This window comes from Streptomyces sp. NPDC045021 (genome assembly GCF_056432645.1).
This window is the reverse complement of sequence record NZ_JBWKIQ010000001.1, coordinates 687,065-703,009: the sequence shown is the minus strand read 5'-3', so window position 1 is coordinate 703,009 and position 15,945 is coordinate 687,065. Positions and strand designations below refer to the sequence as shown.

The 15,945-nt window shown below is 71.2% G+C and carries 15 protein-coding genes, 1 pseudogene and 1 riboswitch; of the genes and pseudogenes, 10 read left to right on the top strand and 6 right to left on the bottom strand.

Translation table 11 applies throughout. The features are described 5' to 3' along the window. The first annotated feature begins 63 nt into the window (after positions 1-63). From AC07DC_RS03230 to AC07DC_RS03220, 3 genes are all read left to right on the top strand, one after another. Positions 64-867: an SDR family oxidoreductase gene (locus AC07DC_RS03230; protein ID WP_478911317.1), complete on the top strand. Its 804-nt coding sequence runs from the start codon at positions 64-66 to the stop codon at positions 865-867. Position 868: 1 nt separating this feature from the next. Next, a complete protein-coding gene (locus AC07DC_RS03225) occupies positions 869-1,789 on the top strand; it encodes an SDR family oxidoreductase (protein WP_478911316.1) in 921 nt (306 codons plus the stop codon). A gap of 145 nt (positions 1,790-1,934) precedes the next feature. Next, a complete protein-coding gene (locus AC07DC_RS03220) occupies positions 1,935-3,095 on the top strand; it encodes a trypsin-like serine peptidase (protein WP_478911315.1) in 1,161 nt (386 codons plus the stop codon). A gap of 119 nt (positions 3,096-3,214) precedes the next feature. Here the strand turns inward: AC07DC_RS03220 and AC07DC_RS03215 are convergent, their stop codons facing one another. Both AC07DC_RS03215 and AC07DC_RS03210 read right to left on the bottom strand, forming a co-directional pair. Beyond that, a complete protein-coding gene (locus AC07DC_RS03215) occupies positions 3,215-4,690 on the bottom strand; it encodes a glycine hydroxymethyltransferase (RefSeq protein ID WP_478911314.1) in 1,476 nt (491 codons plus the stop codon). Positions 4,691-4,710: 20 nt separating this feature from the next. Further along, positions 4,711-4,803, bottom strand: a riboswitch (ZMP/ZTP riboswitch). A gap of 28 nt (positions 4,804-4,831) precedes the next feature. Further along, positions 4,832-5,590 (bottom strand): TetR/AcrR family transcriptional regulator, encoded by a 759-nt coding sequence (locus tag AC07DC_RS03210; protein ID WP_478911313.1) that lies wholly within the window; start codon positions 5,588-5,590, stop codon positions 4,832-4,834. Between the two features lie 107 nt (positions 5,591-5,697). On the opposite strand from AC07DC_RS03210, the gene AC07DC_RS03205 reads away from it, so the two are divergent. The 3 genes from AC07DC_RS03205 to AC07DC_RS03195 all read left to right on the top strand — a co-directional run bounded on the left by AC07DC_RS03205 (position 5,698) and on the right by AC07DC_RS03195 (position 9,614). Further along, positions 5,698-7,134, top strand: a complete 1,437-nt coding sequence (locus AC07DC_RS03205; RefSeq protein ID WP_478911312.1) for a GH1 family beta-glucosidase — start codon at positions 5,698-5,700, stop codon at positions 7,132-7,134. Positions 7,135-7,280: 146 nt separating this feature from the next. After that, positions 7,281-8,534 carry an MFS transporter gene (locus tag AC07DC_RS03200; RefSeq protein WP_478911311.1) on the top strand — a complete coding sequence of 418 codons (1,254 nt, stop codon included), beginning with the start codon at positions 7,281-7,283 and terminating at the stop codon, positions 8,532-8,534. Between the two features lie 69 nt (positions 8,535-8,603). Further along, a complete protein-coding gene (locus AC07DC_RS03195) occupies positions 8,604-9,614 on the top strand; it encodes an enoyl-CoA hydratase/isomerase family protein (protein ID WP_478911310.1) in 1,011 nt (336 codons plus the stop codon). Positions 9,615-9,702: 88 nt separating this feature from the next. On the opposite strand, the gene AC07DC_RS03190 is transcribed toward AC07DC_RS03195, so the two are convergent. Further along, complete coding sequence (locus AC07DC_RS03190; protein ID WP_478911309.1) at positions 9,703-10,566, bottom strand: S1 family peptidase; 864 nt, start codon at positions 10,564-10,566, stop codon at positions 9,703-9,705. Positions 10,567-10,696: 130 nt separating this feature from the next. On the opposite strand from AC07DC_RS03190, the gene AC07DC_RS03185 reads away from it, so the two are divergent. Beyond that, the gene (locus AC07DC_RS03185; protein ID WP_478911307.1) at positions 10,697-11,446 is read left to right on the top strand and encodes a (2Fe-2S)-binding protein; all 750 of its coding nucleotides are present in this window, start codon (positions 10,697-10,699) and stop codon (positions 11,444-11,446) included. Positions 11,447-11,625: 179 nt separating this feature from the next. On the opposite strand, the gene AC07DC_RS03180 is transcribed toward AC07DC_RS03185, so the two are convergent. After that, a complete protein-coding gene (locus AC07DC_RS03180; protein ID WP_478911305.1) occupies positions 11,626-12,150 on the bottom strand; it encodes an SgcJ/EcaC family oxidoreductase in 525 nt (174 codons plus the stop codon). A 268-nt stretch (positions 12,151-12,418) separates the two neighbouring features. Between AC07DC_RS03180 and AC07DC_RS03175 the strand changes: the two are divergent. Continuing rightward, positions 12,419-12,601: pseudogene (locus AC07DC_RS03175) on the top strand (hypothetical protein); the annotation flags it as partial. 38 nt (positions 12,602-12,639) lie between these two features. Here the strand turns inward: AC07DC_RS03175 and AC07DC_RS03170 are convergent. Next, entirely contained in the window at positions 12,640-12,840 is a 201-nt protein-coding gene (locus tag AC07DC_RS03170; RefSeq protein WP_478912657.1) for a hypothetical protein, read from the bottom strand. Here AC07DC_RS03170 and AC07DC_RS03165 point away from each other — a divergent pair. Further along, positions 12,757-13,071 (top strand): hypothetical protein, encoded by a 315-nt coding sequence (locus tag AC07DC_RS03165; protein WP_478911303.1) that lies wholly within the window; start codon positions 12,757-12,759, stop codon positions 13,069-13,071. The genes AC07DC_RS03170 and AC07DC_RS03165 overlap by 84 nt on opposite strands. On the opposite strand, the gene AC07DC_RS03160 is transcribed toward AC07DC_RS03165, so the two are convergent. After that, complete coding sequence (locus tag AC07DC_RS03160; protein WP_478911301.1) at positions 12,962-13,789, bottom strand: SDR family oxidoreductase; 828 nt, start codon at positions 13,787-13,789, stop codon at positions 12,962-12,964. The genes AC07DC_RS03165 and AC07DC_RS03160 overlap by 110 nt on opposite strands. A gap of 208 nt (positions 13,790-13,997) precedes the next feature. Between AC07DC_RS03160 and AC07DC_RS03155 the strand changes: the two genes are divergently transcribed. Then, positions 13,998-15,914, top strand: a complete 1,917-nt coding sequence (locus tag AC07DC_RS03155) for an RICIN domain-containing protein (protein ID WP_478911299.1) — start codon at positions 13,998-14,000, stop codon at positions 15,912-15,914. The last annotated feature ends 31 nt before the right edge of the window (positions 15,915-15,945 follow it).

Here is a 15,945-nt window from a genome sequence, read left to right as displayed (position 1 = left end):
CTTTCCACCAAACATTTGTTAGGTAGAAGGTAGCAGTGGTTCGAGCGCTGCGGGAGGTGCCAGTTGACGGTCACCGTCGATCTGTCCGGACGCGTCGCCGTCGTCACCGGCGGCACGAGAGGCGTCGGTGCGGGGATCGCCCGCGCCTTCCTGGAGACGGGCGCCGAGGTGGTGGTCTGCGCGCGCCGCCCCCCTGACGAACCGGTCGCGGCGGGCGGCCGCACGGCGCGTTTCCTCCCCCTCGACCTGCGCGATCCCGGCTCCGTCGACGCGTTCTTCGCTCGGGTGAAGGACGACTGCGGCCGCCTCGACACCCTGGTCAACAACGCCGGCGGAACACCCTTCCGGCTACTCGCCGACGGTGGGGCCGCCCGGCATGCCAGAGTCCTCGAACTCAACCTCACCACCCCGCTGACCGCGTCACTGGCCGCCTACGAGGTGATGCGCGGTCAGGAGAGCGGTGGCTCGATCCTCATGATCGGCAGTGTCAGCGGCGGCCGCCCGTCACCCGGCACCGCCGCCTACGGCGCCGCCAAGGCGGGACTGGACAGCCTGGCGCGCTCCATGGCCGTCGAATGGGCGCCCGCGGTGCGCGTCAACACCCTTGTCCTCGGCATGGTCCGCACCGAACTGTCCCATCTGCACTACGGCGACGACGCCGGTGTCGCGGCCGTCGGCCGGACCGTGCCGGCCGGCCGGCTGGCCGAGCCCGGCGAGGTCGGCGACGCCTGCGTCTTCCTCGCCTCGGACCGCGCCGCGTACATCACCGGGGCGAGCCTGCTCGTCCATGGGGGCGGCGAGCGCCCGGCCTTCCTCGATGCCGCCACCGTCAACCGCGAACCGTCAACCGCGAACAAGGAGAAGTGACATGACCGGAGCCGGAGTCGGAATCTGCGGGGGCCGGGTCGCCGTCGTCACCGGTGCGGGCCGCGGTCTCGGCCGCGCCCACGCACTCGCCTTCGCCGCCGAGGGCGCGAGAGTCGTCGTCAACGACCTCGGGGTCGGTCTCGACGGCGCCGGGGGCTCGGCGGGCCCGGCCCAGCAGGTCGTGGACGAGATCCGCGCGCTGGGCGGTGAGGCGGTCGCCAACGGCGACGACATCGCCACCGCGGCCGGGGCAGCCGCGCTGGTCGCCACCGCGATCGACGCGTTCGGCCGGCTCGACACCCTCGTCAACAACGCCGGGTTCCTGCGCGACCGGATGCTCGTCAATCTCGAAGAGGACGACTGGGACGCGGTGATGCGCGTCCATCTCAAGGGCCACTTCCTGCCGCTCAAGCACGCCGCCGCGCACTGGCGCGCGGAGGCCAAGGCCGGGCGCACACCCGATGCCCGGGTGGTCAACACCAGCTCCGGAGCAGGGCTGCTGGGCAGCGTCGGGCAGGGCAACTACTCCGCGGCCAAGGCCGGGATCATCGGCCTGACGCTCGTCGCCTCCGCGGAAATGGCCCGATACGGCGTCCGCGTCAACGCCATCGCCCCCGCCGCCCGCACCCGGATGACCGAGCAGACCTTCGCCGGGACCATGGCCGCGCCCGGCGGTGACGCCTTCGACGCCATGGCCCCGGAGAACGTCTCGCCGCTGGTCGTCTGGCTCGGCTCGGCGGCCTCCGCCGCCGTCACCGGCCGGGTCTTCGAGACGGAGGCGGGCCGGATCACCGTCATGGAGGGCTGGCGGCCGGGACCGACCGCCGACAAGGGCGCCCGGTGGACCCCGGCTGAAGCCGGCGAGACGGCTCTGAAGCTGCTGGCCGGCTCCGAACCGCCGCAGCCGGTCTACGGGGCGTGAAGATCCCGTCTGCTCCATGAAACGGTTCTGCGACAACGAGGGGCCGGTGATCCAACTCCGCCGGGGAGACGGCATAGTGGAGGCCGCCCCGGATGGGGCCATGACAAGAAGCGTACAAAAAGCACGTACATGGGGGAACAACTCAATGCCATTCATTCGACGGTCCGCCCGAGCCGCGGCGGCGTTGACCGCGCTGCTCGCGCTCACCGCCACCGCCTGCGGCCCGGACGACAGCGACGCGGCGGCGAAGCCGACCGCGGCTGCCAGTACCTCGGCCAAGGCCGACACCGGTTCCGACGCCAAGCTTCCCAGCGGTCTGCCGACCAGCATCAAGGACCTGGAGAAGTGGAAGCAGGGCGACTGGAAGAACTGGGACAAGTGGGCGCGTGAGGCGGCCGACTTCGCCAACCCGGTCATCAAGGACCTGTGGAAGCCGGCCCGGATGTCCGGGGCGAAGGAGAACCAGAACACCGTCCAGTCGAACTTCGGCTCGGACCAGGGGACCACCGACCCCGCTCCGCGCACGGTGGCGGCCAAGGAGGTCGCCCGCCCTTACCACCAGCACGCGGCACCCGTCGGCAAGATCTTCTTCGACAGCCCCGACGGCCCCAAGGTCTGTTCCGGCACCGTCGTCGACGACCCGGCGCACCCGGGCAAGTCGAACCTGGTCTGGACCGCCGGCCACTGCGTTCACAGCGGCTCCAAGGGCGGCTGGTACCGCAACATCATCTTCGTCCCGTCCTACAACGACAACGGGCTGTCCGCCTCCCGGGTCGACAACTCCCCGCAGCGCAACATCACCCCGTACGGCGCCTGGTGGGCCGACTGGGCGCAGACCTCCTCGCAGTGGATCGCCACCGGCACCCACACCGGGGGCGGCGGCTCGCCGTACGACTTCGCGGTGCTGCACGTCAAGCCGGAGAACGGCGGCGGCAAGTCCCTGCAGGAGACCGTCGGCGCGTCCCTGCCGGTGTGGTTCGGCGCCCCGTCGCCGACGCTGTTCAGCGGCATCGGCGCCTGGGGCTACCCGCAGGCGGCGCCGTACGACGGTGCGCGGATGTTCGACTGCATCGGCAAGCCCGGGCGGCTGTCGATGGGCGCGAGCATGCCGACCGAGTACCGGATCGGCTGCACGATGACCGGTGGTTCCTCGGGCGGCGGCTGGTTCGCCACCATGCCGAACGGAAAGACGGCCCTGGTCTCGAACACCTCGATCGGCCCGTCCAACGACACCTGGCTGGCCGGCCCGCACCTGGGCCCCGAGGCACAGGGCGTCTACAACGCGATCAGCCGGAAGTTCAGGTAGCAGGCAGGACGGCTACCGCGACCACGTTGGTCACGCGGTGAAGTGAAGTGAAGAGGAGGCCCGCCCCCGGATTCCAGGGGCGGGCCTCCGTGCGTCAGGTCTGGTTCAGTAGGTCTGGTTCAGTTCTGACTCAGGTCGACGCCCGGGTAGAGCGGGAACCCGGCCAGCAGGTCGGCGGAGCGCCCCGCGACCTGGTCCGCCACGGAGGCGTCGAGCACATGACTCGCCTTCGACGGAGCGCCGCTCGCGGTCGTGCCGGGGCGGGTGTTGGACAGCACGGTGTCGATCAGGCCCGCGATCTCGTCCATCTCCGGCACACCGAGCCCGCGCGTGGTGAGCGCCGGGGTGCCGATACGGACACCGGACGTGTACCAGGCGCCGTTCGGGTCCTGCGGGACGGAGTTGCGGTTGGTGACGATGCCGGCGTCCAGCAGCGCGCCCTCGGCCTGGCGGCCGGTGAGGCCGTATCCGGAGACGTCGGCGAGCACCAGGTGGTTGTCGGTGCCGCCGGTGACCAGGGAGGCGCCGCGCCGCCGCAACCCCTCGGCCAGCGCGGACGCGTTGTCGACGATGCGCCGGGCGTAGTCGCGGAAGTCGGGCCTGCGCGCCTCGGCGAGCGCCACCGCCTTGGCGGCCATCACGTGCGGCAGCGGGCCGCCGAGCACCATCGGGCAGCCGCGGTCGACGTGTTCGGCCAGTTCGGCGTCGCACAGGACCATGCCGCCGCGCGGCCCGCGCAGCGACTTGTGCGTCGTGGTCGTGACGATGTTGGCGTGCGGTACCGGGTCGAAGTCGCCGGTGAGCACCTTGCCCGCGACCAGACCGGCGAAGTGCGCCATGTCGACCATCAGGGTGGCGCCGACCTCATCGGCGATCTCCCGCATGATGCGGAAGTTGACCAGTCGCGGATAGGCGGAGTAGCCGGCGACCAGGATGAGCGGGCGGAACTCGCGGGCGGTCTCGCGCAGCGAGTCGTAGTCCAGCAGCCCGGTCGTGGGGTCGGTGCCGTAGCTGCGCTGGTCGAACATCTTGCCCGAGATGTTGGGCCGGAAGCCGTGGGTGAGGTGGCCGCCCGCGTCGAGCGCCATCCCGAGCATCCGCTGGTCGCCGAGGTCGCGGCGCAGCGCAGCCCACTCCTGCTCGCTGAGGTCGTTGACGTGCTTGACCTGGGCCCGCTCGAGCGCCGGGCTCTCCACCCGCTGGGCGAGCACGGACCAGAAGGCGACCAGGTTGGCGTCGATGCCCGAGTGCGGCTGCACGTAGGCGTGCGTCGCGCCGAACAGTTCCCGGGCGTGCTCGGCGGCGAGCGCCTCGACGGTGTCGACGTTGCGGCAGCCGGCGTAGAAGCGGCGGCCGACGGTGCCCTCGGCGTACTTGTCGCTGAACCAGTTGCCCATGGTCAGCAGGACGGCGGGGGAGGCGTAGTTCTCGCTGGCGATGAGCTTGAGGGAGGCGCGCTGGTCCTCGATCTCGGCGCCGATGGCGTCGGCGACGCGCGGCTCGACGGCCCGGATGACATCCAGTGCGCTGCGGAAGGCGATGGATTCGGTCGATTCGCCGGGCTTGATGTTGAATGACGACGGTTCTGCGGCCATGCGGGCCTCCTGAACGAGAAGGGAACGGCCCAGGCGCGCGGCATCACATCGTCGGGAGACGGAGCCGCTCCCCGATGGTCGGTCCCATCCAAGCGCCAGTTACGGCTCACGCCGACCCTAGCAGCGCGGCCGGCTCCGTGCTCAGTCCGGCCGGCTGCCGAGATAGGCCCGCAGCACCCGCTTGCACTCGGCGATCAGGGCCGGGTCGCCGTCCGGATCGGTGCGGAAGGCCAGCCGCAGTACGGCGTCGGCGCACTCGAGGGCGACGCGGCCGGCCAGTCGGGAGGCGGCGGGGTCCAGGAGCCCGCCGGTGAGGGACCACAGCCGGTCGGCGACGGCGGTGTTGTTGTCGATCTCGGTGTCGAGCAGATGCATGGCGGCGGCGTCCTCGCGGCCCACGGCGCCGAAGTCGACCACGCCGAACCCCGGCACCGCCCGCCGCATCGCGACGAACTCCTCGACGGCGAGGTCCACGAGGGCGGCGATGTCCCGGGGGGACTCGGCCGCGATCCGCCGGGAGAGCCGGTCGGTGTAGCGCTCCAGGTTGCGGGTGGCTAGGGCGCCGAGCAGCCCGTCCTTGCCGGGGAAGAACTGGTAGAGGGTGCCGATCGGCACCTCCGCCCGGCGGGCCACCTCCTTGGTGGTGAGCGCGGTGTAGCCGACCTCGTCCAGCAGGACGGCGCACGCGCCCAGGATGCGTTCCACCCGCTCGGCGCTGCGGCGCTGCACCGGGCTGCGGCGGACGGCGGCGGAGGCGGGGGCCGCGGTGGGGGTGTTGCCCGCGGGGGTGGTGCCCGCGGGGGTGGTGCCCGCAGTGGGGGCGGGGCCCGCAGTGGGGGCGGGGCCCGTGGCGGACGCGGGGTCCGTGGCGGGGGCGGCGTCCTGGGTCTGTTCCTGCATGGGGCCACTCTGCCGGATCCGCTCCGCCCTTGGCGACCAGCTATCGTGAGCCTTGCTCATGTTCTGCGTTTTGCACAACGCTATGCCATGCCATGCCATGCCATGCCATGCCATGCCCCGCCCTGTCATCTCGTGCCCGTTCCCGCCCCGCCCCGCCAAGGAGTGAGCCAGTGCCGGACCCGTCGACACCGCAGTGCCCGCAGCTTCCCGCATCCTTCACCTGGGGCGTGTCCACCGCCGCCTACCAGGTCGAGGGGGCCGTCACCGAGGGCGGCAGGGGGCCGTCGATCTGGGACACGTTCACCGCGCGCCCGGGCACGGTCCGCGACGGTCACACCGGAGCGGTGGCCTGCGACCACTACCACCGCTACCCGCAGGACGTCGCCCTGATGAAGGACCTCGGGCTAGACGCGTACCGCTTCTCCGTCGCCTGGCCGCGCGTCCAGCCGTCGGGCAAGGGTCCGGCGAACGCGGCGGGGCTGGACTTCTACGACCGGCTCGTCGACGAACTGCTCGCCGCGGGCATCGCGCCCACCCCCACCCTGTTCCACTGGGACCTGCCGCAGGCACTGGAGGACGAGGGCGGCTGGCTGGAGCGCGCCACCGCCGAACGGTTCGCCGAGTACGCGGGAGTGGTGGCCGACCGGCTCGGCGACCGCGTCCGGCGCTGGATCACCCTCAACGAACCCTTCGTGCACATGGTGTTCGGCTACGCCCTGGGCGTCCACGCGCCCGGCCGCGCCCTGATGCTGGACGCCCTGCCGGCCGCCCATCACCAGTTGCTCGGCCACGGGTTGGCGGTCGCCGCGCTGCGCGAGCGCGGCGCCGGCGAGGTGCTCATCGCCAACAACTGCACTCCGGTGCGCGTGGTGGGGGACTCCGCCGCGGACCGGGCCGCCGCCGCGGCCTACGACGCGCTGCACAACGGGCTCTTCAACGACCCGCTGTTCCTCGGCCGCTACCCCGACCTGTCGGCCTACGGCGTCGGTCCCGACCTGGGGGGCGTGGTCCTGGACAGCGACCTGGAGACCATCGCCGCCCCGCTCGACGGCCTCGGCGTCAACTACTACAACCCCACCTGGATCCAGGCCCCGACGGACGACCCCGCCCTGCCCTTCGCGGAGGCCCGCGTCGAGGGGTACGAGCGGACCGCCTTCGACTGGCCGGTCGTCCCGGACGGCCTCACCGAGCTCCTCGCCGGGCTGAAGGAGCGCTACGGAGCCGCGCTGCCGCCGGTGTACATCACCGAGAACGGCTGTTCCCAGGCCGACGAGATCGTGGGCGGCCGGATCGCGGACACCGCGCGGATCACCTATCTGGACGGCCACATCAGAGCGGTGGCCGACGCGGTGGCGCTCGGCGTGGACGTACGCGGGTACTTCACCTGGTCCCTGATCGACAACTTCGAGTGGGCGGAGGGCTATCACCAGCGGTTCGGGCTGGTGCACGTGGACCACGCGACGCAGGTCCGCACTCCCAAGGACTCGTACGCCTGGTACCGCGACCTGATCGCCGCCCACCGCGACGCCGGAGCCGACGCCTGATCCCACGCCTGGTCCCGCGCGTGATCCCGCGCCTCGTCGCATGACGGATCCCGCGACGGGTGAGGCCCCTTGGCGGCGCGCGGTGGCATGGCTACACTCGCGCCAACATGAGCGGCACTCATGTTCTTGTGAACTGAGGAGAGCTCATGCGCGCCGTGACCGCACGTCCGCCGGCCGCGCTCGACGAACCCGTCGCCCGGGTGCGGGCCGGCTGGACCGCGGCGCTGAGCCTGGCCAGCCTCGCGGTGTTCATGGCGTTCTTCACCCCGATCCAGATCCTGCTGCCCCTGCAGCTGGAACACCTCGACGAGCCGCACAAGGCGGCGAACCTCGCCTGGGTGACCGGCGCCGGCGCGCTGGTCGCGGTCGTCGTCAACCCGCTGGCCGGCGCGCTGTCGGACCGTACGACCGGGCGCTGGGGCCGCCGCCGGCCATGGATCGTCGGCGGCGCCCTCGCGGGCGCCGCCGGGCTGCTGGTCACCTCGGTGCAGCACACCCTCCCCGGCATCGTCGCCGGCTGGTGCCTGGCGCAGGGTGGTCTGAACGCGATGCTCGCCGGGGTCACGGCGCCGGTGGCCGACCAGGTGCCGGTCGGGCAGCGCGGCGCGGTCTCCGGCTGGACCGGGATCATGCAGTCGCTCGGCCTGGTGCTGGGCGCGCTGCTGGTGACCACCGCCGTCTCCGGCGTCGGTCCCGGATACCTGCTCACGGCGCTGCTGGCCGTCGCGCTGGCCCTGCCGTACGTGCTCTGCTTCCGGGAACCCGTCCTGCCGCGCGCGCTGCGCCCCGCCTTCCACCTCCGCGCGCTGCTCGCCGGACTGTGGGTCGATCCGCGCGCCCACCCGGACTTCGGCTGGGCCTGGCTCACCCGGTTCCTGATCAATCTCGGCAACGCGCTGGGCACGCTCTACCTGCTCTTCTACCTCACCGACGAGGTGCACCACCCGGACCCGGACACCGGAGTGCTGGTGCTGACCGTCATCTACACCGTCTCCGCGACCCTCACCGCGATCCCCGCGGGGATCGCCTCGGACCGCATCGGCAAGCGCAAGGTGTTCGTGGTCGCGTGCAGCGTGATCATGGCGGTGGCCGCTCTGCTGCTGGCCGTCGCCCACACCTGGACGGCGGTGATGATCGCCGCCGCGGTCCTGGGCGCCGGATTCGGCATCTACCTCGCCGTCGACCAGGCGCTGATCACACAGGTGCTGCCGACCGCCGCGGACCGGGCGAAGGACCTCGGCGTCATCAACATCGCCAATTCGGGTCCGCAGGTGCTGGCACCCGCCGTCGCCGCGCCGATCGTCGCCCACCTCGGCGGGTATCCGGGCCTGTACGTGGCCACCGCCCTGGTGACGCTGCTCGGCGGCGCGCTGGTGCTGCGTATTGTCGGGGTGGACTGAGGATCACCGACGAACGCCAGAAGCGGGCGCAGCGACGCGGCCGCGGAGACCCCACGGAGCACCAGCACCATGTACCTCCCCGTGCAGACGCACGTCGCCAACGGCACCGGCGTCATCGCCCTGGACCGGCCCGAGGCGCTCAACGCGCTCGACCTGACCATGGTCCGGGCGATGACCGAGGCCCTCGAGGCGTGGCGGGAGGATGAGGGCGTCCGGTCGGTCGTCGTCCGAAGCACCTCGCCCAAGGCGTTCTGCGCGGGCGGCGACATCCGTACGATCCGGGAGGCCAGCCTGCGCGGTGACCATGCCGCCGTGCGGGAGTACTTCGCCGCGGAGTACGGGCTCAACGCGCGGATCGCGGCCTATCCCAAGCCGTACATCGCGCTCATCGACGGGTTCGCGCTCGGCGGCGGTCTCGGGATCTCCGTGCACGGCACGGCGCGCGTGGTGACGGAGCGGGCGGCGCTGGCCATGCCCGAGACCGCCATCGGGTTCTTCCCCGACATCGGGGCGAGCCACTTCCTGCCCCGGCTGCCGGGCTCCGTCGGCCGGTATCTGGGGCTGACGGGGGCCAGGATCCCGGGCGCCGCCGCGGTCGCGTGCTCGCTCGCCACGCACTTCGTGCACTCCAGCGAACTGCCCGCGCTGGAGGAGGCGCTGACGGCCGGCGGCGATCCCGCCGCGCTGCTCGACCGCTTCGCGGCGCGGGCGCCCGCCTCCGAACTCGGCGCGCACCTCGACGCCGTCGACCGCTGCTTCTCCGCCCCCGAACTGCCGGAGATCTTCGAACGACTGGCGGCGGAAGGCGGCGACTGGGCGGACGAGACGCTGGCCGTACTGCGGCGCATGTCGCCGACGAGCCTGTTCCTCACCTTCGAACTGCTGCGGCGCGGCGCCGGATCCGACCTCGGCGCGTGCCTGGAGCGGGAGCTCCTGCTGGCCTGTCGTACCGCCCGCGCCCATGACTTCACCGAGGGCGTGCGGGCCGCCCTGGTCGACAAGGACCGCAACCCGCGCTGGTCGCCCGACCCGCTCACGGCCGCGGACCGCGCGGAGCTGCTGAGCTGGTTCGACGCGTAAGGCTGTCCTGCCCGCGGCCGCTGTGGCCGCGGCCGCTCCCCGGATCCCAGGTCCGGGGAGCGGCGCTGTTCTCCGGGGCTGCCTCAGCTCATGGCTTGGGCAGGGTGCATCCCGGAAGGCTGAGGTCGATCTTGTTGCCGGCGGCGACGCACTGGGTGATCAGATACGTCTCCTCGGCGTAGTTGATGCCCTGGTGCACGGTGATGTTGCCGTTCTGGTCGACCTCGCACGGGTTGTCGAGGGTGCAGCGTCCGCCGTCCTCGTTGCCCGTGTTGTTGATGGCGACGACCTTGCCGGTCGCGACGTCGACCACCGGGGAGCCCGAGGTGCCGCCGATGGTGTTGCACGACGGGGTGTAGCGGACCGAGTCCTTCCAGACCCAGCTGTCCTCGTGCAGCCGGTAGACGAAGGCGTCGATGTTGCAGCTGTAGATCCGCTTCCAGTAGCCGGACACCACCTTGATCGCGGACCCGGCGACCGGGTGGGTCGCGGAGAGCTCGAGCGCGGCGATGCCGTAGTTCGACTGGATCTGCGCGTACGTGGTGCTCAGCTGGTAGAGCGAGATGTCGGTGTCGGTCATCGTCGCGTAGGCGACCTTGGTGGCCCGCAGCGTGGCGACCTTGGTCCCGGCCGAGTTGAGCAGGCTGAACGTACGGCTGGACGCGACGTTGACGATGGACTCGCCCGGATCCAGGAAGCCGCCGGACAGGCAGTGCCCGTTCGACATGACGATCGCGGGGTCGGTCGGTACCGAGGTCGGCATCTTGACGACCGATCCGGAACAGTTGCTCAGTGCCACGGTGCCGGCGAAGTTGACGGTGACGGCCGCCTTCGCGGTGTGTGCGGGCGCCGCATCACGGCTTGTGGCCGATGCGGACGCCGCACCGGTGCCTGCGAGCGCCGCGCCGCTGAGCAGCAGGGCAGCCAGGACACCGACGAGAGGTCTTTTCATGTGGGGGGTCCTCTCCAGACCGAAGTTCTTTCGGCATTGTCATGAGCATTGTCGGGATTGGTTGTTGCCCGGGCAATAGGGCCTCATGTCCGGTCCGTTCGCGGGTCGGCCGGTACGTCATGATCGGTTCATGGACAGGACGCTGCGGGATGTCGCGGAAGTGGGGCCGTTCTTCGCCGTCCGGACCGGGAACGAAGAGGCCGGAGCGGACGGCGCCGGTAGCGCGGACGACGGCCCCCGCGCGCACGGCTACCGGCCGCTCGCCGAGCTCTACGCCACGGACCCGGGGCACTCGGTGCATCCCGTCCGGGAACGGGCCGCGGACATCGCCGGGCGGCTGGGCACCCCGGAGCTCCGGGTGGGCGCCTCCCTCGCCTTTCAGGGGCTGGCCGCCCGGCTGTGGTCGATTGCCCTGGGTGCGGCCGTCCTGGCGGGCCGGGTCCCCGACCTGGCCGCGGACCGGCTGTGGTGGAACCCCGCGCTCATCGCCCCGAACGATCTGTGGCTGCCGCGCCCATCGGCCCTGCCCGGCTCGGACGACCTCGCCGGGCAGCTGTCCGGGGCCGTGCTGGCCGGGCATCTGGTCCCGCTGCACCACGCGACCCGGGAAGCCTGTCCGGTGTCGGGCAGGCTGCTGTGGGGGAACGCCGGCTCCGCGCTGGCAGGTTCGCTGCGGGTGCTGCACACCTGGTGCGTCGCGCGGGGCCGGAAGACGGAGGCGCGCAGCGCCGTGGAACTCACCGCACGGCTCTTCCAGGAGCCGCTGCTGAGCGGCACCGGGACGCTGGACGCAGGAGATGTCAGCTTCGTGCGGCGCAGTTGCTGTCTCTACTACCGGGTCCCGGGCGGCGGCCTGTGCGGCGACTGCGTCCTGCGGTGATCACGTGCGACCGCGTGCGACCACGTGTGTCCGCCTCACCCACTGGCCGCACCTCGCACGGGATTCGGCCATCCCCCGTAAGTCGCGGGCGGATGACCGAATCCATGTCACGACGCTCTGCCGCACGGCCGGTCGCCCGCTCCGAACGCGGGAGCGGGCCGCGGCCTTTGGTTGGTATGTCAGTGCATGATGCGGCTGTTCTGGTAGGCGCTGTCCCGCCACTCGTGGCCCTGCTTCACGATCGTCCATGTCTGACGGCCGACCCGCTCCGGCGGGACGTCGATCTCGCCAGGAAGCTTCAGACCGCCCTGGGTGACCACGATTCCGACATCCTTGCTGATGCACTTGACATTGAGGACATTCGCGACCGGAAGGACGTCCTTGTAGGGGCCCGTGAAGATGGCCGACATGTACGCCCGGATCTCGTCACGGCTCTTCAGGTAAGTGTCCTCACCCGGCACGATGAAGCTCGCGTCCTCGGTGAACACATCACCGAACGCGGTTAAATCATGGGCGACCCACGCCCGGCTGACTCGCTGGGGTACGTCCGCGAGGGCGGCCTTTTCCGTGTAGCACGAGCCGTGGCCGTGCCCGGCGCCCTCTGTATCGGCCGTGGCGCCGCTGGCGACGCCACCGGGGACGACCACGGCGAGTACGACGATGCCAAGGCCGGCGATGATCGACGAGCGGATACGTCTGCGCATACTGTCTTCCCGTCTCTCCTGGTGGAAACCTGCCAAGGAATCTGACAGGTGTCGGCTATCGCCGCAACGCCTTCCAGGAATGAGCCCGCCGGAATGCGCCCGTACCGGAATGGATCATGCTGGCCAGGAATGTGTAATTCCACATTCGGGCGACCCCGCGGGCGGCAGGAAGGCCCGCTGGTAGCCGGCGCGGTGCGCCGATAGGAATTCCGCTGGTCTGCGAAGTAATCACGAAATCTCTGGAAATTCAACGATCGGGAGAAGCGGGGTGATTACGCGTCATCTTCCGGTGCGATGGGCGGTCTGTCGCGAGGCCCGGGCGCGGGGGGAGGATTACGCACGGAACGCGACCGGTGCGGCGGCGACCTGTCCCGGCCGGCCCGTGGTGTGCCTGGAGGCGGAGGGCAGCGCGATGTACACCCTCTCGGCGCTCTGGACGCACGCGCGCGAAGGGCTCGACGTGACCACCGTTGTGTTCAACAACGGCTCCTACGCGATCCTCAACCTGGAACTCAGCAGGTGGGCGCCGCCGCGGCCGGTGAGCGGGCCCGGCGGCTGCTCGACCTGCCGGGGCCGGCCCTGGACTTCGTCGCCCTGGCCACCGGTATGGGCGTGCCGGCGACCCGGGCCACCACCGCCGAGGAGTTCACCGCCCAGTTCGAGCGGGCGCCGGCCGAGCCCGGTCCGCATCTGATCGACTGCGTGGTGCCGCCGGTCTTCTGGGCCGACCGGCGCTCCCCGGGGCAGCCGCCCTTCCAGGCGTTCCGGGGCCCGCGGATCGTTCCAGGGCCGGGATCCGGCAGGTCGTCGGTCAGCCGCCGTGCGCGCGCAGCCGGTCGTGGACGGTGTATGTGGCGCCGGCCCCGGTGCGCGCGCCGCGTACCCGCGTTCCGCCGTCGACCACCAGATCCGTCCCCGTGACCCAGCAGGCATCGTCGGAGACCAGCCACAGGACGGCGCGCGCGATGTCCGCCGGCTCCCCGATCCGGCCCATGGGCAGCCCGGCGGAGATCTGCGGCTCGGCGTTCTCCCAGACGAAACGGGCCATTTCGGTGCGGACCAGGCCGGGGGAGACCGCGTTGACCCGGACGGTCGGGGCGAGTTCGCCGGCGAGCTGGCGGGTGAGGTGGAGCAGGGCGGCCTTGCTGGTGCCGTAGGCGCCGATGTTGGGGCCGACGCCGTGGGCGCCCTCGGTGCAGATGTTCACCACCGTGCCTCCGTGCTCGCGCATCCAGGCGCGCCACGCGCACTGGACCAGCCGCAGTGGTCCGTCCACATTGACGGCGAAGGCGTCCCGCCAGGCGTCCGGGTCGATGTCGACGAGCGGGCCGAACGGGGTGTTGGCCGCAGCGTTGTTGACCAGGATGTCCACTCCGCCGAGCTCCTCGACCGCGAGCGCGACGCACGCCTCGATGTGCGCGGGGTCGCCGGCCGATCCGGCGTACCCGGTGACCCGGCCGCCCAGCTCCCGCAGCTCGTCGACGGCGGCGCGCAGTCCTTCGGGGTCGCGGGCGGTCAGGCAGACCGCGGCGCCCGCCCCGGCCAGGGCGTGCGCGACGGCCAGGCCGATGCCCCGGGAGGCGCCGGTGACGAGGGCGGTCCTGCCGTGCAGCGGGGGAGTCGGGGTCGGTGTGGTCATGGGCGCACCGTCTCATGACGGTGCGTCAGTTCGTAAGGCGCCGGCACCGACTCCCCGTGCCGTCGGCGCCGCGACAGCGGCCGTTCCTGTGCGAAGTCTTGACGCGCCCAAGTCGCACGAGTTAACTCACGCCTCGAACTAAGCAATAAATCAAGGTCTGAATAAAGTCACGCACCAGGGCAAGTGCCGTAGAAAGGCAACCGGACCCATGCGCTCACACACCCGTCCCCACGCGGGCAGTACCAGGCTTCGCCGTACCGGACTCCGCCGCACGGTCACCGGACTGCTGGCCGCGGCCGTCGCCGTCGTCACCCCCATGCTGGCCACTCCGCTCACCGCGCACGCGGCGGGCGAGAGCGTCCAGGTGTGGCTGACCACCACCTCGGACGCGGGCGGCCGCAACGTCGTCAAGGGCCTCGAACAGCAGGCGCCGATCGCCTTCACCGCCGGGAGCGGTTCCGGCCAGTCCGTCACCGTCGACGAGAACACCCGCTACCAGCAGTTCGAGGGCGGGGGCGCGTCGTTCACCGACACCGCGGCCTGGCTGATGAACTCCAGCGGAGCGCTCAGCGGCGCCACCCGCGACGCGGTGATGAAGAAGCTCTTCGACCCGGTGAACGGCATCGGTATCGGGTTCCTGCGCAACCCCATGGGCGCCTCCGACCTGGCCCGCTCCAACTACACCTTCGACGACATGCCCAGCGGGCAGACCGACGCGAGCCTGGCGCACTTCTCCATAGCCCACGACCTGGCCGACGTCCTGCCGCTCACCAAGCAGGCCCGCCAGCTCAACCCCGCCGTCAAGGTGATGGGCGTGCCCTGGAGCGCGCCGGCCTGGATGAAGGACAACGGCAGCATGAGCCTGGGCTGGCTCCAGTCGCAGTACTACGCCGCCTACGCCCAGTACTTCGCGAAGTACCTGCAGGCCTACCAGGCGGCCGGCGTGCCGGTCGACTACATCTCGGCGCAGAACGAGCCCACCTGCTGCGGGGGCTACCCGTCCATGCAGTGGAACGGCGCCGGCCTGGCGTTCTTCACCAAGAACAACCTGCTGCCCGCCCTGCACACCGCCGGGCTCTCCACCAAGGTCCTGGCCCTGGACTGGAACTGGGACCAGTACGACGCCTTCGCCGCCCCGACCCTCGACGACGCGGCGATCCGCAACGACCCGAACTTCGGCGGCATGGCCTGGCACGGCTACGGCGGCGACGTCGCCGAGCAGACCACCGTCCACAACAAGTACCCGGGCGTGAAGGCCTTCGACACCGAGCACTCCGGCGGCACCTGGATCGCCAACCAGCAGAAGGAGGACATGCACAACCTGATCGACTACACCCGCAACTGGGGCCAGAGCTGGGTCAAGTGGAGCCTGGCCGTCGACCAGAACATGGGACCGCACAACGGCGGCTGCGGCACCTGCACCGGCCTGGTCACCGTGCACAACGGCGACAGCCGCAGCGGACAGGTCGACTACACCGTCGAGTACTACACGATGGGCCACCTCACCAAGTTCGTGAAGCCCGGCGCCTATCGGATCGCCTCGACCGCCAACACCTCGGTACCCAACGTCGCCTGGCGCAACCCGGACGGATCGAAGGCGCTCATCGCGTACAACGACACCGGCAGCGCCCAGCCCGTCCGGGTCAACTGGGGCAACCAGTCCTTCGCGTACACCCTGCCCGCCGGCGCCTCGGCGACCTTCACCTGGACCGGCACCCCCGGATCCGGCGGAGGGGGCGGTTCGACCGGACCCATCACCGGTTTCGGCGGCAAGTGCGCGGACGTCGCCGCGGGCAGCAGCGCCAACGGCACCGCCGTGCAGCTCTACGACTGCAACGGCAGCGCCGCCCAGCAGTGGACGGGCTCCGCCGGCACCTACCAGGCGCTGGGCAAGTGCCTGGACCTGGCCGCCGGCGGCACCGCCAACGGAACCAAGGCCCAGCTGTACGACTGCAACGGCACCGGCGCCCAGCAGTGGCAGCCCGGCAGCGGTGGAACGCTGGTCAATCCGGCATCCGGCAGATGCCTGGACGCCACCGGGATGAGCTCCGCCAACGGGACCCGGCTGCAGATCTGGGACTGCGCCGGGGGCGCCAACCAGAAGTGGACCGTTCCCACCGGCTGACCTGCACGTAGGCTTGCTGGTGTCGTCCCAC

Coding starts and splice junctions, on each gene's coding strand:
- AC07DC_RS03210 (WP_478911313.1), bottom strand. CDS start 5,590: ATGCAGGAACAGACCCAGGACGCCGCCCCCGCCACGGACCCCGCGTCC.
- AC07DC_RS03165 (WP_478911303.1), top strand. CDS start 12,757: ATGGGCGTGCCGGCGACCCGGGCCACCACCGCCGAGGAGTTCACCGCC.
- AC07DC_RS03160 (WP_478911301.1), bottom strand. CDS start 13,789: ATGACCACACCGACCCCGACTCCCCCGCTGCACGGCAGGACCGCCCTC.
- AC07DC_RS03180 (WP_478911305.1), bottom strand. CDS start 12,150: ATGCGCAGACGTATCCGCTCGTCGATCATCGCCGGCCTTGGCATCGTC.
- AC07DC_RS03190 (WP_478911309.1), bottom strand. CDS start 10,566: ATGAAAAGACCTCTCGTCGGTGTCCTGGCTGCCCTGCTGCTCAGCGGC.
- AC07DC_RS03220 (WP_478911315.1), top strand. CDS start 1,935: ATGCCATTCATTCGACGGTCCGCCCGAGCCGCGGCGGCGTTGACCGCG.
- AC07DC_RS03170 (WP_478912657.1), bottom strand. CDS start 12,840: ATGCGGACCGGGCTCGGCCGGCGCCCGCTCGAACTGGGCGGTGAACTC.
- AC07DC_RS03215 (WP_478911314.1), bottom strand. CDS start 4,690: ATGGCCGCAGAACCGTCGTCATTCAACATCAAGCCCGGCGAATCGACC.
- AC07DC_RS03200 (WP_478911311.1), top strand. CDS start 7,281: ATGCGCGCCGTGACCGCACGTCCGCCGGCCGCGCTCGACGAACCCGTC.
- AC07DC_RS03205 (WP_478911312.1), top strand. CDS start 5,698: ATGCCATGCCCCGCCCTGTCATCTCGTGCCCGTTCCCGCCCCGCCCCG.
- AC07DC_RS03225 (WP_478911316.1), top strand. CDS start 869: ATGACCGGAGCCGGAGTCGGAATCTGCGGGGGCCGGGTCGCCGTCGTC.
- AC07DC_RS03195 (WP_478911310.1), top strand. CDS start 8,604: ATGTACCTCCCCGTGCAGACGCACGTCGCCAACGGCACCGGCGTCATC.
- AC07DC_RS03155 (WP_478911299.1), top strand. CDS start 13,998: ATGCGCTCACACACCCGTCCCCACGCGGGCAGTACCAGGCTTCGCCGT.
- AC07DC_RS03185 (WP_478911307.1), top strand. CDS start 10,697: ATGGACAGGACGCTGCGGGATGTCGCGGAAGTGGGGCCGTTCTTCGCC.